Origin of the sequence: Embleya sp. NPDC005971 (assembly GCF_040629175.1) — a bacterium.
In the GTDB taxonomy this organism is placed as follows: Bacteria; Actinomycetota; Actinomycetes; order Streptomycetales; family Streptomycetaceae; genus Embleya.
The window spans coordinates 1-14116 of the sequence record NZ_JBEXUX010000080.1; the positions used below are offsets into that span (position 1 = coordinate 1).

The following is a 14116-nucleotide window of genomic DNA, read 5'->3' on the forward strand; positions in this document are numbered from 1 at the left end:
GACGTGCGGTGAAAGTCGCATGCGTCGTTTGGGCTGGGGGCCGTTGGAAAAGGGCCTGCACACGCAGGAACCTCGCCAACGGCCCACCAGTACTCCGCTCCACTCACTCGCCCGCGCGGTCGAGCGCACCGCCCACGCCCACCGCGCCTGCCTGCGCAAAAAGACGCCGAGGTCGACGAACCCGACAAGCCGCAGGAGGTCCTGACGACGACGGAACTCGCAACCTTGACCGGCCCGCCCGAGCCGGACGACCCGCCCAACAGCCAGATACTCGCCCGGGTGCGCCAATGGCACGCCGACATCCACTACCTGCGCGACCGCGGCTGGACCATCAGCGCGATCGCCCGCCGCCCGGGTCGCGACCGCAAGACCGTCCGCCACTACCTGACGACCGACCTCGACCAGATCCTCGCATCGGCGCGCGACCGCCGGCTCAACGGCCACCTCAACCGCTTCAAGCCCTACCTCCGGCACCGCTTCCGCTCCGGAGCCACCAACGCCGCCGCCCTGTTCCGCGAGATCCGCGAAAGCGGATACCGGGGCAGCCGCGTCGCGGTCACCAAGTACATCGCGACCTTGCGCGACGGCACCGCGACCATCGAACCCAAACGCGCGATCCCCGGCCCGCGGCGAATCACGACCTGGATCATGCGCCACCCGAACGCCCTGACCGCCGAGCAACGCGACCAACTCAACCGCGTTCCGGCCGCATGCCCCGACCTCGCCGCAGCCTCCGACCTTGCGCACGAGTTCGGCGCCCTCGCCCGCGAACGCCGCGGAACCGACCTCACCGCCCGGATGACCCGCGCCCTCGACCACGGCCCGCCACCGGTCCAAGGATTCGCCGCGTTCCTCCCGAACGACTGGGACGCCGTCATCAACGGCCTTACCTTGCACTGGAGTTCCGGATCAGTCGAGGGCCAGGTCACACGCATCAAGCCAATCAAGCGGAGGTCATACGGGCGCGCTTCGTTCACCCTGTTGCGAACCCACGTACTCGCGCAACCGCCCTGACCGATTGTCGTGCGGGTGGCATGCGATCGCTGGCCGACCTACTCGGCAGCAGGGGGAGAAGTCCAGGTCCTGTCGTGGTCGGCGAGCGCTCGCTCGATCTCGCCCACGTACTGTCCCAAGTGGAACCGGGCTTCGACGACGGCCTGGCCGTCAGGGCCTGGATACATCAGGTCGGACCACACAACCGTCTCACCGCGCAGGCCCAACCGTATGTCGACGCCGCCGGCGCCCGAATCGGAGGGATCCCCAAACGCCACCCGCACGCGGCGAACCACATCGGTGGGGTAGAGCGGCCCGCCGGGGCGAAGCAGGACCCCCGGGTGGACACCGACCGCTCCCTCGTAGCCGCGCGCAACCACGTCGAGGCCATCGACGAAAATGTAGGTGTGCACGGCCGAGCACAACGGTGGTCCAGGACAACTGCCGACGAGAAGCCTGCAGATCGAACCACCACGTCGCAGACCGGAGCGTCCGGCCCGGAGCGTGTGCGGGGACCTACGCGGCATCTACCCGAAGTGACGTCATGTCCCCACGATAGTCATGACCCACATCATGTCCCGCTCGAGCCCGACCGTCACGAAATATCCGCCACAGCCGAATCCGGAGATTCTCATCAACGACGGGAGGCGGAAGGTCGTCCACGATCTGGTGAACCTCACGGCCTTCCATCGCGCGGCGGATGCCGGCGACGCGATGATCAAATACCTGAGCTGCTGAGAACCCGTCCGATCCCGGATCTTCATCGAGACACGGACCCGGTGCGGATCGGTTGAGCAGCTGCGGTGTCGAAGGTTTCCGCGCACGATGCGAAACCCGCGGGCTCAAACACAAGGTCGAGCTGTGCTTCACACCGACCTACGCCTCGGGGGCGAACCCGATCGAGGCGCACTTCGGACCGCTGCGGCAGTTCACCAGCGCCAACACCCACCACCCGACCACACGGTGCAGACCGTGGCCCTGCACACCTACCTCCGCCGGCGCGACGCCAACGCCCGCCACCACGTCGTCCTGGTCGCCGAACGCAGGGAGCGCGCCCGCATCCGCGGCGAGAAAGGCATCCGCCAGGGCGGCCGACCCGCTCTCGCCGCATGATCACGCAACATGGCGCACGTTCCGGGTCACGGCACCACCTCCGCCGCGGATCCGTCGGGGCTACTTGACCAGCCGGAAGGCGCGATGCCCGACCCAGGCCCGCAGGAACTCCGCCGTTCCCAGCGCCATCCGGTCGTCGTCCGCGATCCCCCACGCTCCCGGAAGGCCGGCGACGACCGACGCCTGCCCGTCCGGCGGCTCGGCTTTGGCCACGCCCCCGATGACGTCCATGACAGCGGCGGTCAGCAGGGCCGTGGCCACGTGGTCGATCCCGCGATTGCAGCCGGCGCTGACATTGACGGCATGGGTCGGCCTGAAGCCGAGGACGGCCTCCACCTCCGGCTCGTCCGCGTGCTCGGCCTCGAAGATGCTCTCGTCGCCGACGCCCGGCCCCATCACGTAGACCAGGAAAGGCCGACGCTGGTCCTCGCGCTGCGGATCGAATCCCACCACGGCCGTGAGCTCCTGGTCCGCGGAGGCGTTGCCGAGGAGTGGAAGCGGGAACGGCTTTCGCCGGTCCTCCTCCCGCCCGTCCTCGACACCCAGGCGCCCTGCGGGCACGTTGACGTCGAAGAACCCGGACCGCTTCTCGGCGAAATAGGAGGAAAGCCCCACCATCAAAGCGCGGAACTCCCGCAGCACAGCCGGGGAGAGCCGTTCCGCCAACTCGATCACCAACATCGGACCAGACATGCCGGGAGCCTGGATTGATCGGCTCCACGACCGCTCGAATTATTCCCACACCGAGTGAACGTCACGCCGCCCGCCGACCGCACGGGCCCGTCGCCGGCGCCCCGCCCCGTCAACCCCGTCCCGTCGATCCCTCCTCCGCAACGACCTCGGCCGAGTTCCCGAAGGCGCGGACGGCCGCGGACGCGGGATACAGCGGGCTGCGCGGATCGACGTCCACGGTCCAGCCGTCCGCGGCGTAGCGGCGCAGCAGGTCGGCGGTCCAGGTGGTGTCTTGGGGGTCGGTCGGGATGTCGTAGGGGCTGTGGAGCACCAGGACGGTGATGGGGGTGTCCCAGCCGGACCAGGTCGCGGTTTTGCCGTCGCGGACCGGGCGCAGGACGTGTTCGACGCGGCGTGCCCGCAGGAAGGTGCTGGCGTCTCCGCGTAGTTGCGGTACGGCTTCGAGGGTGCCTGCGCGCAGGGTCATCGTGGACAGGTGGTCGCCGACGGCGGGTACGGTCGCGCCTTCGTGGCCGTCGTCGCGCGACAGGGCCCCGAGGTAGTTCCGGGATGGTTCGTCGACGGGGCCGACGTTCTCGTACAGTTCGATGCGTACTCCGAGTTGGACCATCGGGCCATCGTCGTCGAGGGTCGCCGCTCGCCGCAGGCGGTTGCGTGAGTGAAGGAGGAGTCGGGTTTCCCGCGTCCCGACGGCAGGACCGTCCGTGGCCACCCCGCCCTCCCCGCCCCACCGCGACGAGACTTTGGATCGTCGGTCGCTCGAGTCGCTCCGCGCTCGGGGCGCCACGAGTGCGCAATCGGGTTCTCGCAGCCCGGGGGCGGGCCGTCGTCTGCCGGGCACACCAAGCCCGTGAGGCCCCGGACCGACCCTCACCATCCACCACACCCCCGTCCCGGGATCGTCCGCACTCCGGCGGGCGGGGCACCGTCCCGCCCGCGCCGCCGGGTGCCGTCCGGCCGCTGGCTGCGGCACGCACGCGCGGGATCGATTGTCGGCACCGGCCCCTACGGTGCGGCGGATGGACATCGAACCTTCACACCCGCAGCAGGACTTCTTCGACCGGGTGCCACCGAACACCGTCACGTTCCTGTTCGAGCGCGGACACGTGGACGCGGTGGTCGAGGCGGCACGCCGCGGGGAGTGGGAGTGCGCCCGGGGCGCGGTGGAGCACTTCCTGAGGCGCGGCGAACCCGGGGCGGCGTGGGGGGTGATCGCCCCGTTCGTGGCGACCGGTCGGTGGTCGGCCGCCCGGGAGGCCGCCCCGGTCCTGTGCGCCCTCGGGCGTGACGGGGAGGCGATCGCAATGGTGCGCGCGCACGCCGAGGGCGGCGAACGCGACGCCTGGAACACCCTGGCCGAACTCCTGGCCGGCGACGACCGCATCGACGAGGCGATCGAGGCGCTGCGCCCGCGCCTGGGCGACTGGTACCACCTCGAGGCACTGGTCGAGGTCTCCGAGGGCCGTGGGCGTGATGCTCGCGTGATCGACCTGTTGGCGCGCGTTTGTGGTGGGGGCGGGCCGTGGAATCGGGCGATCATGCTCGCCCGGGTGTTCGAGCGTGGCGGTCGGGTGGACGAGGCCGTGGAGGTGCTGCGCGCGCGGATCGACGACCCGGCGCACATGCAGGTCAACGACGTCGAGGAGTTGACCGCGGTCCTGGCCCGGCACGACCGCCTGGACGAGCTGCTGCTGCTCACCGCCGGCCCGCACGCCCGCTGGGCTTTCTCGTCCCTGGCGGAGCGGTTGGAGGAGTCGGGCCGCGTCGACGAGGCGATCGAGACGCTGCGCCGCGCCGCCCGGGAACGAATGCCCTACGCGGCGGGTTCGTTGGCGTTGCTGCTCGCGCGCGCCGGTCGCCCGGGCGAGGCGGTGGAGGCGGTCCGCCCGGCGTTGGACGGTGCGGACTGCGGGTGCCTGCTGTACGAGTTCCTGGACGTCCTGGTCGCCGCCGGCGGCGCGGTGGCGGCGCTGGAGCTGGTGACCGCAGCGGCGGAGCGCAACCCGCACGTCGCGGAGCACGCGAGGAGTCTGCGGCCGTGGTTGTTGTCCGAGGCCGGACGGGGCGAGGAGGCGATCGCCGAGATCGTCGCCCGGATCGAAAAGGACGACGAGCGGCGTGCCGTCCAGGAGTTGGCCCAACTGCTGGATTCGGAGGGCAGGGTCGAGGAGGCGATCTCCGCGCTGTGGGAGTACGCCGTCGAAACCGGCTTCGGCCGCACGCACCTGGCCCGCATGTTGATCGGACAGGGGCGCGTCGAGGACGCGATCGCCGTCCACCAGTTGCCGGAGCCCCGCGTCGTGTCGCCGGCGGACGATCCGTGGGGCGCACCGGTGGTCGAACCCGCGTCACCGTGAACCGCAGCGGCCGACCGCGGATGACGGGCTCGGGATCCGTGCGTTCGCGTGTCGAGGTGGCGTGCGGCGCAGCCGGGGCGAGTCCCGACTCGGGAATGGTGCCGAGCGCGGTCCGAGTCCGCGTCCGGGGCGGTGGGATGCGGGGATTCCGCGCCGCCGGACTCGTGGACGAGCATCCGCCGGAGCCCCGTCCCGCTTCGGCCGCGCGTCGCCGGCACGGCCACACATCGACCGCCCGGAGCTGTTGCCTCCCGGGCGCGGTGATGCCGCGGTCGAACGGACGAGCAAGCGGACCCCTGCCGTGCGTGGAGGATCCACGTTCCGTCGCGCGGGTTGTGTCGGGACGGGGGTGACACAACGTCGTGGGAGTTCGCCGTCTCGGGCAACTTCGACTGGCCGTATGCGCCGGGCGCGGGGCTGTGACCGGGACGGCGTCACGGGTCCCGGTGTGCCGGTCGCCGTCGGAATGAAGCGCCGCTGTTGCGGTGTCCTCGTGACCACCGGGGGCAGTGTTCTCACAGCGAAGCAGCGCACCTTGGGCAACGGGGTCGCCCACCTCGGTGCCCGGTCCCGCCGTCGGATGTCGCTCGCACGTTCAGGCTTGCGTTGTCACGAGGGTGGCTTCCTCGGGTTCCCGGCCCGGCCTTCATGCTCGACCTCGGTCCCTTCGAGAGCCCTCCTCCATCGTTGCCTCCACTGCTGGGACATCTCGGGCGACGCGGACAGGCGTCGGATCAGGTCGTGCACGAGTGCCTGGTCGAAGCCCGAGGTGGCCTGCATCTCGACGAGCCATGACGCCGCCGCTTGCATCCAGTACAAGCGGCGGGACTCGACCGCCGAGGAGACCGTCAACTCGAACAGTCGCTCCGGGGAGGCAATCCCACCGTCCGCGAGCGCGTCCCACCGGTCCCGGAACTCGTCCAGGCACTCCGACAGTTCGCGCTCCATGAACGGCCACATCGGCGCGAAACCCGAGCCCTCAAGGCTCGCCCGCCCCTCGCCGGCGACACCGACGCCGATCCGACCGGACGCCAGAATCCCGATCCACGCCCCGTTCCCGCGTGGAAGCACCGGCCGCCACGTCGCCAGATCCTCCCCCACACCGGCAAGCGTACCGACAGCAGGACGAAGGCAACCCATGGGCCGGGTCCAGGGAATACGCGTCGTCAGCGACCCGATCGCGCCGACCTGCATCCTGTCTGCTGACGCCTCCGGTCGAGCAGCGATCCACGCGCCGGTCGTCCGGTGACCGCGATCGTGCCGATGTGGCGGCCGGCGTGCCTCGGCACGCGAAGGGTGTGTGCCCGGACACAATCACCTTGCGCAGCTGCCGCCTTCGCCGGCGGCCGGAGCCCCGGCCCCGCATCGCGGCGGGGACAGGGGTGGGAGGCGTCGGCGGTCGACGCCGGGCCCCTCACGCCGGCGTCGGGGCTCACGGCATTGCGACGGTCACCCGATGCGTTCCGGGTTCGGTCCCGAGGTCGACCTCGCGGATCCGGACGCGGACCCGGTCGCCCTCGCGAAGTCCCGCGCGCTCCTCGTCGGTCGCCGCCAAGAGGGCCACGAGGGTGTCCGAGAGGGTGAGCAGGACGGCCCCACCCTGCGGGACGGCGACGATCGTCGCCGGCACCATCTCGCCGATCCTGCCGGAGAACGGCGCGGCGGGGTTCGCCTCCAGGACTTTTGTGGACAGGTACACCACCGCGTTCGCCTCGTCGACGTACATCACCTCGGCTGTGACGACCTGGCCCACCCGCAGCCGCTCGTTGAAGTCACGGACGTACCCGGACGTCAGATGGAGCGTGTTGATCACGCCCTGGGCATCGTCGAGCCGCACGAAGGCCACCGAACGCAGGACCCGCCGCACCACCCCGGAGCAGATGCGCCCGCTCGGAAACCGCGCTCGAAGATTCGCGACGACTCTCGCGTGATCCGGATCGGAACTCCCCACCATGCCGGGCATTCTCGCGTACGCGCCACCGCACACGATGGAGCGCGTCCACACCTCGGCCCGGCCGATCTCAGCCTGCCGAGGCGAGATTGTGGGGATGACGCAGGGCGTCGAGGGGGTTCCGGAGCCGGTACTTCGCCGATTTTCGGATCGTGAGCCGGGCTGCGTGATCAGACTGGATCGGTTCGGGGGGTGTCGATCGGAAGGGTGCGGCACATGTGGATGGAAGCCAAGGCCGGTATCGATGGGGTGCCCGAATGGGGCACGGCAACCACCGCCGGACTGTTGGAGGTCGGGCAGGCGGTACGGGAGGCGGTCGCGACACCGGCCGTACTGTGCGTCACCGGGGTGGCCGGGGTCGGCAAGACCGGGGCCGTCGCCGCCGCGCTGCGCGCATCGCAACGTGAACGGGGCCGGGACGCGGCGTGGTTGACGTTCCGCTCCCGCCCGACGATGGCGAGCGTGCGGGAGGCGTTGTGGGGGCGACTGTGGCCGGGGCGCGTGGCCCCGCGGTCGCGGATCGACTTCGAACACGGCGTCCCCCGCGCGTTCGAACGCACCCCGCGCACCCTGATCGTCGACCACGCCGACGTCCTGCCGAAGGACGCGCTGGAGTACTTCGCGGCCCTGGCCGAGGACCCGCACGTCGACCTCGCGCTGATCGTGATCGGTTCCCCCGCCTGGGGCGCGGCGCTGCCGAAACGGGTGCCGAAGCTGCGTTCCCTCACGTACCGGCGTGTGCGGTTGGAGCCGTTGACGGACACCGAGGCCGTCACCGTCGTCCCGGGCCTGCATCCGGTGTGGGCGGACACCACCGCCCGCGCGATCACCGACCTGAACCGCGACGTCGGCGGAACGCTGAGCGGATGGCACCGGATCACCGCACACCGGCCGCACCTCCGCCGCAGGAACGGGCGTGTAGCGGAACCGGTGCCGGACCATCGTCCGCCGCCGCCCACGGGGAGGTCGGGGCCCGTGGGAGTGGGACATCCGCGGTGCGCCTGGCGGCGTTGTCGTGCGGGCTGTGCCGCGCGAGGGGGCCACCGGCGGCTCGGTCGGCCGGGCCGGGTCGTGGTCGGTCCGTGCGGAGTTGCCGCGTTGCCCTGTCGGGCGGCGGGGTCGACGCGGCCGTCTCCTCCGAGGGCCGCCGAGACCCGCGAGCCGTACGGATCGTTCGAACCGGTAACGCTCCACACCGGCAACACGCTCACGCGGAACGCACCCTCCCGTCCGTCTGCTTGGCCTCGGTCAAGGACCGTCTTCGGCCAGAGCCCGGCTCCGATCCGTGCCGGGTGATCGGCAGTGGGTCCGGCTTCGTGACCGGATTGTCGGCCGACGCTTTTAGGCTGCGTTCGTCGCGATTGCGGACCGCGGTTTGATCATCGGAGTGAGAACGTGAGCGTGTCCTTCTTCTGGCAACGCGCCTCGGTCGAGGCGGTCTCGTCTTTGGCCCCTGGGGAGTTGCCGGCACTCGTCCCGTACTGGGACCAGCAGCCCGAAGTCTGGAGGGCGGGCCTGGTCACCGGGGTGGAGTTCCACTGCTCGGTGCTGGACCGGGTGCTCGTGGAGTGTTGCCCCGGGCAGGTTTCGGCCGAACTCGTCGTGTATGGCGGTGAGTCGCGCACGGACCTGTGGACCAGCCCCGAGGGCGAGGTACAGGAATGCACCGTCGTCACGACGCTCACCCCCGAAGAGGTCACCGCGGTGGCCGAGACTCTGGGCGGCGCGCCGTATGAAGCCTGGCTCTCCGCGAACCCGGGGCGCATGACCGCGTTGGTGGAGGAACTCGAGTTCTCCACGCCGTGGCACGACGACTGGAGGCGGAAGGTCATCCACGACCTGGTGAACCTCACGGCCTTCCATCGCGCAGCGGCGGATGCCGGCGGCCGATGATCAAGTACCTGAGCTGCTGAGAACCCGTCCGATCGCGGACCTTCATCGCGGATCGACGGTCGAGCAACTGCGGTGTCGAAGGTTGCCGCGCACGATGCCATAACCGCGGGCTCAAGCGACCACGGCATCCGGCGCGAGCGCCAAACCGGCGGCCGCGAGGAAGTGCTCGAAATCGATGTCGCCGCCGCCGGTACCGTCGTCCCATTCGACAAGGAGCCCCGACAGGCCCGCGTTCCACGTCTCGGGGGTGTCGTCCGCATCGTCCGAGCCGCGATGCCATTCCACACTGCCCTCGCCGTGCCGGTATCGGAGGTACAGATACCGGCCTGACACCGTCCAGGCGTTCCACTGCGAAGGAAAGCCGTGACAGGTCTGCACCACCCGCACCAGCGTCCGATCCACGTCCATTCGAGGATGATCGCGCAGCGGCAGGACATGAACAATCGACTTCGGCCGATCGCGATCTCGACCTACCACCGCTGATATCGGGCAGGGATTCAAAAGCAGGCACCAAGCAGGTCCGCGAGGAGGGGGCGCCGATATCCCGGCGAACGCCGCCCGCGGGTGGGTAGCGTCGCGGGATGATTCGATTGCGCACGGTCGCCCCGGCCGTGGCAGCCGCCGTGTTCCTCCTGGCGGGCTGTTCCGACCACGACGGGCCCCACACCCCGGACCCGAACGACACACCCGTGTACCGATCCAACATCTACTACTACTCCGGTAGTCCCTCCCCCGGGCTCGCATGGAACTCCCCGACGGCACGATGACAACGGCAATCCAGCGAACCGTCGGGCACGCCGCCCGACACCGGACCCGACCGACTCCTCGAGATCGCGTCGGGGACCGGGGAACGACACCGCGACGACGGACCCCGTCCGTTGCATCACTCCCCGACGTCCCGCCCTAGCCAGCGCCGTCGTCCCGGGCGTGCACCCGTGGTGGGCGGACACCACCGCCCGCGAGATCGCCGGCCCGTTCGCAGACGTCGGCGGGACGTTGTGCGGATGGCACCGGGTCACCGCACGCCGCCTCGCCGCCTGCGCCGCGGGAACGGGCCCACCTGCGCAGGACCCCCACCCGCCCCGGCGAAAAACGCCCCGACGTGCCCGCCGCCTTGGACGATCTCGTCCTCGAACTCCTCGCCAAGGACCCCGCCGACCGATCCGCCGACGCCGACGGCGTCCACCGACGCCTGCGCGCCCTCACCGCGCACGCACTCCCCCGCGCCCCGGGTCGCCCCCGACGGGCCTGCGCTGTCGGAGGCACCAGCCGCCGAGCCCGACCCGCGCACCCCGCCACCCGCCGGACACGCCCTGGACCCGGCCACGGACCCACCGCCCATCACCCGAACGGTCGCGACGCCCGCAGCCGGCCCCGACCCGCACGACGCCCCGGAGCCACGTTCCGCCGACGACCGAGGCGAAACCGGACCCGACGCCCCCGGGAACACGCCCGCATCCCCGGGGCTACGCCGGTTCCTGTGGCTCGCCGCCGGCACCGCGACCGCCCTCACCGGGGGCGGCATCGCCTTCGTCCTCACCGCACCACCCCGTCACCGCCGAAAACGGAATGGACAAGCACCGTCGCACAAAGGCGGTGGACCTACGCCACGCACGGCCGTATCTCCCGCCCGCCGAACCCGGTCGGCGGGACGGTCTACGTCGTCACCGACGACGACACCAGCAATGACCACACCGTGTACGCGCTGGACACCGGCACGGTCGCCATGAAGTGGACCTACGACCTCAACGGTCTATCCGCCTCCCTGCTGACGATGCCGAACGGCGTGGTCTACGTCGGCTGCCACGACGGCAACGTGTACGCGCTGGACGCCGCGACCGGCACCAGGAAGTGGATGTACAGCACCGGGGGTGGCGCCGATGCGACGCCGGCGGTGGCGAACGGCGTGCTCTACGTCGGCGGCGGCGAGCTCGTACACGCGGTGGACGCCGCGACCGGCACCGAGAAGTGGGTGTACACCGTCGGAGGCGTCCGCTCCGCGTCGCCGGCGGTGGCGAACGGCGTGCTCTAAACTCGACCCGGTCGTCGTAATCGCCACGTCGGTCATCGCATACTCCCTTTGCTCAGGGTGTACACCGAGTCCTTGGCTCTGGCCCGTAATCGGTGGTAACGAAGTGTGACTGCCGTCGTTGGTAGAGCATGCGTGACGTCAATGAGCTTGTGGGTGTGGTGTTTTCGGGGCTGTCGGCCCTCGTCGTCGAGGGTGTGGCGGACGAGGGCGATGTCATCCGGGTGGCTGCGCGGACCCGGGAGGATCCGGTGCCGTGCCCGGTGTGCGGGCGGCCGACGGGGCGGGTGCACGGCTTCCACGGGCGGGTGGTCGCGGACGTGCCGGTGGACGGACGGCGGGTGGTGGCGTCGGTGCGGGTGCGGCGCCTGGTCTGTCCGGTGCTCGGTTGCCCGCGGCAGACGTTCCGGGAGCAGGTTCCCGGCGTCGTTGGGCGTTACCAGCGTCGGACCAGCCGACTGGCCGGGCAACTCGGCCAGGTCGTAAAGGAGTTAGCGGGCCGGGCGGGCGCCCGCCTCTCCCGCGTGCCGGCCTGCGCGATCTCCCGCTCGACCGCCCTGCGCATGCTCATACGCAGGGCACTGCCGCCGCTGCGCGTCCCGCGCGTGCTCGGCGTCGACGACTTCGCCCTCAAGCGCCGGCACCGCTACGCGACCGTGATCATCGATGCCGAGACGGGCGAGCGGATCGACGTCCTGCCCGACCGCACCGCCCAGACGCTGGTCGCGTGGCTGCGCGAGCATCCCGGGGCCGAGTATGTCTGCCGGGACGGCTCCGGGTCCTACGGCGAGGCGATCCGCCGGGCCCTGCCCGAAGCGGTGCAGGTGAGCGACAGGTGGCATCTGTGGAGCAACCTGTGCGGGAAGGTCCTGGCCGAGGTCCGCTCGCACGCCGTCTGCTGGGCCGCCGCTGTGAACCCCGCCCGGCCCGGGGGTGTTCACGAGCAGACCACCCGCGAGCGCCGGCAGCGAGTCCACGCTCTGCTCGACCAAGGTGTCGGCCTGCTCGAATGCGCCCGGCGCCTCGATGTCGCCCTGAACACCGTCAAACGGTACGCGCGCATGAAGGAGCCCGCCGGCGACCGCCGCATACCCCGCTACAAGCCCACTCTCGTCGACCCCTACCGCGACCACCTGCGCAGGCGTCGGGCCGAAGACCCCGCAGTGCCCGTCACCCACCTCCTGCGCGAGATCAAGGAACTGGGCTACACAGGCAGCGCCAACCTGCTGGTCCGCTACATCACCCAAGGCCGCGCCGAGGGCGACAAGCCGGTCACCACCCCGCAGCGTTTCGCCCGCCTCCTGCTCGCTCGCCCCGAGAACCTGCGCGACAAGGACACCGAATTGCTCCGGGAACTCACCTCAACCTGCCGGGAGATGGCCGAACTCGCTCACCTCACCCGCGAGTTCGCGCAGCTACTGACCCCAACGGAGGGCAACGACGCCAAGCTCACCGACTGGATCACCACGGTCCGCGCCGCCGACCTGCCCCACCTGCACTCCTACGCGAACGGCCTCGAACTCGACCGCGCCGCGGTCGACGCCGGACTCACCCTACCCTTCCACAACGACCGCACCGAAGGCGTCAACACGCGAACCAAGCGGATCATGAGGCAGATGCACGGACGAGCCGGGTTCCCCCTGCTCCGCCACCGCATCCTCCTGCACTGATCACCACACAGCGCAACCACCGATTACGGGCCAGAGCCGTTCGATTTACAGACCCGCGCCCCGTCGTGGGGGCGTTACTGAGGTTTTCGTTGTGATGTCGCTTGGTTGGGTTTCACTTCCTGGGTCGGATGACAAGTCCGGTTTCGGCGAGGCATCCCTCGATGAGATGGGGGCGTCGTTGGGTATGGCGGAGGCCGTGTCTGATCGTGCGGACCAGGTGGTCGGCGTCGGTGAAGGCGACGTTTCCGGTGAAGCCGCGACGAACCAGCGACCAAATCCCCTCCACCGGATTCGGATCCGGCGCGTAGCTCGGCGGTTGGACGACCGTCGGCCAGTCGTGGTCGGCGGCATACTTCCGCAGATCCGCAGCGCGGTGGGTGTTGAGGTTGTCCCAGATCAAGACGATCGGTCCTCCCAACTGCAGATGCGCCCGCACCGCCAGGTCGCGGTAGTCCGTCCAGGCGAAGCTTCTCCGTTCCCCCTTGCGGCGGATGTGGAGGCGGGGTCGGTAGATCAGACGGGAGCGTTCACCGGGTTTGCAGCAGGCCAGGGCGGCGATCGAGACCCGGCCGCGGGAACCGCCGCGCACTCGCACCACCGGTGTGATCCCGCGTCGACCCCAAGGCGGTGCGTGCGTGCGTGCGGCGGCGTCATCGACATCCCCGCCTCGTCCTCGAAGACGATCCACGCGTCGAGCGCCGCCGCGGTGCTTCCACCGACGGCCACGTCTCCCGAACCCAACCCCGCACCGCGTCCTCGTCCCGCTCCACCGCCCGCCGGGCCGGTTGCTGACACGACCAGCCGGCGCGACGCAGCAGGTCCCACACCCCGTGGATCGAGTACGTCACACCGAAGCGGCGTCGGATCATGGCCTTGACCCGCATCAGTGTCCAGCGCTGATCCTCCCAACCATGGGCCCTCGGGCCATGTCCAACTCCCTTTCCAGCGCCGCCACTTGCGAAAGATCCAGTGTGGGGAGCGACGCGGGGCCGGCGGACCGCAGACCCTCCACACCCGCCTCGCGCCAAGCCCGACGCCACCGCTCCACCGACCGACGCGCCACCCGTAACTCGGACGCGATCACCGCGTTGGACTCCCCGTGCTCGAACCGCTCGGCAGCGTCCAATCGCAACCGCTCCCGAGCCGCGCGCTCCTTGGGAGTCAACCCACCACCCTGCGCATACCGCATATCCACGGCATCGCGCAGGGATCTTCAACCGTCCACGACATCACGACGAAAACTTCAGTAAGCATCCGACGTCAGTCGATGGTCACACCTGTGACAGTCGAAACGATCACGGTCATCCATACCCCGACCAGCACACAACACCCACACCACACATCAACCCGACTGACGACCAACCACCGCCATCACGACGCACACTCACACCGACGATGGCGTCACATTCAAGTTTTC

General features: G+C 70.2%; 13 protein-coding genes and 3 pseudogenes. 8 read left to right on the plus strand and 8 right to left on the minus strand.

Annotated elements, in window-relative coordinates; translation table 11 throughout:
* Nucleotides 1–225 precede the first annotated feature (225 nt).
* Entirely contained in the window at nucleotides 226–1014 is a 789-nt protein-coding gene (locus ABZ374_RS41520) for a transposase (RefSeq protein ID WP_360322430.1), read from the plus strand.
* Between the two features lie 38 nt (nucleotides 1015–1052).
* On the opposite strand, the gene ABZ374_RS41525 is transcribed toward ABZ374_RS41520, so the two are convergent.
* Nucleotides 1053–1406 (minus strand): hypothetical protein, encoded by a 354-nt coding sequence (locus ABZ374_RS41525; RefSeq protein ID WP_360322433.1) that lies wholly within the window; start codon nucleotides 1404–1406, stop codon nucleotides 1053–1055.
* 148 nt (nucleotides 1407–1554) lie between these two features.
* Here ABZ374_RS41525 and ABZ374_RS41530 point away from each other — a divergent pair, with 148 nt between their 5' ends.
* Both ABZ374_RS41530 and ABZ374_RS41535 read left to right on the plus strand, forming a co-directional pair.
* Nucleotides 1555–1731: a hypothetical protein gene (locus ABZ374_RS41530; RefSeq protein ID WP_360322436.1), complete on the plus strand. Its 177-nt coding sequence runs from the start codon at nucleotides 1555–1557 to the stop codon at nucleotides 1729–1731.
* A 106-nt stretch (nucleotides 1732–1837) separates the two neighbouring features.
* Nucleotides 1838–2106, plus strand: a pseudogene (locus ABZ374_RS41535) (IS630 family transposase); the annotation flags it as partial.
* A 60-nt stretch (nucleotides 2107–2166) separates the two neighbouring features.
* Here the strand turns inward: ABZ374_RS41535 and ABZ374_RS41540 are convergent.
* Nucleotides 2167–2787, minus strand: coding sequence for a DUF6368 family protein (locus tag ABZ374_RS41540; protein ID WP_360322439.1), 621 nt, complete (start codon nucleotides 2785–2787; stop codon nucleotides 2167–2169).
* Nucleotides 2788–2908: 121 nt separating this feature from the next.
* The gene (locus ABZ374_RS41545; RefSeq protein ID WP_360322442.1) at nucleotides 2909–3409 is read right to left on the minus strand and encodes a hypothetical protein; all 501 of its coding nucleotides are present in this window, start codon (nucleotides 3407–3409) and stop codon (nucleotides 2909–2911) included.
* A gap of 409 nt (nucleotides 3410–3818) precedes the next feature.
* On the opposite strand from ABZ374_RS41545, the gene ABZ374_RS41550 reads away from it, so the two are divergent.
* On the plus strand, nucleotides 3819–5156 hold the full coding sequence (locus ABZ374_RS41550; RefSeq protein ID WP_360322445.1) for a tetratricopeptide repeat protein: 1338 nt from the start codon (nucleotides 3819–3821) through the stop codon (nucleotides 5154–5156).
* A 609-nt stretch (nucleotides 5157–5765) separates the two neighbouring features.
* On the opposite strand, the gene ABZ374_RS41555 is transcribed toward ABZ374_RS41550, so the two are convergent.
* Together ABZ374_RS41555 and ABZ374_RS41560 are read right to left on the minus strand one after the other, a co-directional pair.
* Entirely contained in the window at nucleotides 5766–6257 is a 492-nt protein-coding gene (locus ABZ374_RS41555; protein ID WP_360322448.1) for a hypothetical protein, read from the minus strand.
* 331 nt (nucleotides 6258–6588) lie between these two features.
* Nucleotides 6589–7119 (minus strand): S1 RNA-binding domain-containing protein, encoded by a 531-nt coding sequence (locus ABZ374_RS41560; protein ID WP_360322451.1) that lies wholly within the window; start codon nucleotides 7117–7119, stop codon nucleotides 6589–6591.
* A gap of 204 nt (nucleotides 7120–7323) precedes the next feature.
* Here ABZ374_RS41560 and ABZ374_RS41565 point away from each other — a divergent pair, with 204 nt between their 5' ends.
* Both ABZ374_RS41565 and ABZ374_RS41570 read left to right on the plus strand, forming a co-directional pair.
* Entirely contained in the window at nucleotides 7324–8403 is a 1080-nt protein-coding gene (locus ABZ374_RS41565) for an ATP-binding protein (protein WP_360322454.1), read from the plus strand.
* A gap of 99 nt (nucleotides 8404–8502) precedes the next feature.
* A complete protein-coding gene (locus tag ABZ374_RS41570; protein WP_360322457.1) occupies nucleotides 8503–9000 on the plus strand; it encodes a hypothetical protein in 498 nt (165 codons plus the stop codon).
* A gap of 111 nt (nucleotides 9001–9111) precedes the next feature.
* On the opposite strand, the gene ABZ374_RS41575 is transcribed toward ABZ374_RS41570, so the two are convergent.
* Nucleotides 9112–9408: a hypothetical protein gene (locus ABZ374_RS41575; RefSeq protein WP_360322460.1), complete on the minus strand. Its 297-nt coding sequence runs from the start codon at nucleotides 9406–9408 to the stop codon at nucleotides 9112–9114.
* 1072 nt (nucleotides 9409–10480) lie between these two features.
* On the opposite strand from ABZ374_RS41575, the gene ABZ374_RS41580 reads away from it, so the two are divergent.
* Nucleotides 10481–11032, plus strand: a complete 552-nt coding sequence (locus ABZ374_RS41580) for a PQQ-binding-like beta-propeller repeat protein (protein WP_360322463.1) — start codon at nucleotides 10481–10483, stop codon at nucleotides 11030–11032.
* A gap of 158 nt (nucleotides 11033–11190) precedes the next feature.
* Nucleotides 11191–12699 (plus strand): ISL3 family transposase, encoded by a 1509-nt coding sequence (locus tag ABZ374_RS41585; protein WP_360322502.1) that lies wholly within the window; start codon nucleotides 11191–11193, stop codon nucleotides 12697–12699.
* Between the two features lie 112 nt (nucleotides 12700–12811).
* Here ABZ374_RS41585 and ABZ374_RS41590 read toward each other — a convergent pair.
* Together ABZ374_RS41590 and ABZ374_RS41595 are read right to left on the minus strand one after the other, a co-directional pair.
* Nucleotides 12812–13353: pseudogene (locus ABZ374_RS41590) on the minus strand (transposase).
* Nucleotides 13350–13888: pseudogene (locus ABZ374_RS41595) on the minus strand (winged helix-turn-helix domain-containing protein). Before ABZ374_RS41595 ends, ABZ374_RS41590 begins: the two co-directional pseudogenes overlap by 4 nt.
* Nucleotides 13889–14116 lie beyond the last annotated feature (228 nt).

Bases quoted from the DNA above. Each gene is read 5' to 3' on its own strand.
- ABZ374_RS41540 (WP_360322439.1), bottom strand. From the start codon at position 2,787: ATGTTGGTGATCGAGTTGGCGGAACGGCTCTCCCCGGCTGTGCTGCGG.
- ABZ374_RS41565 (WP_360322454.1), top strand. From the start codon at position 7,324: ATGTGGATGGAAGCCAAGGCCGGTATCGATGGGGTGCCCGAATGGGGC.
- ABZ374_RS41545 (WP_360322442.1), bottom strand. From the start codon at position 3,409: ATGGTCCAACTCGGAGTACGCATCGAACTGTACGAGAACGTCGGCCCC.
- ABZ374_RS41560 (WP_360322451.1), bottom strand. From the start codon at position 7,119: ATGCCCGGCATGGTGGGGAGTTCCGATCCGGATCACGCGAGAGTCGTC.
- ABZ374_RS41550 (WP_360322445.1), top strand. From the start codon at position 3,819: ATGGACATCGAACCTTCACACCCGCAGCAGGACTTCTTCGACCGGGTG.
- ABZ374_RS41575 (WP_360322460.1), bottom strand. From the start codon at position 9,408: ATGGACGTGGATCGGACGCTGGTGCGGGTGGTGCAGACCTGTCACGGC.
- ABZ374_RS41530 (WP_360322436.1), top strand. From the start codon at position 1,555: ATGACCCACATCATGTCCCGCTCGAGCCCGACCGTCACGAAATATCCG.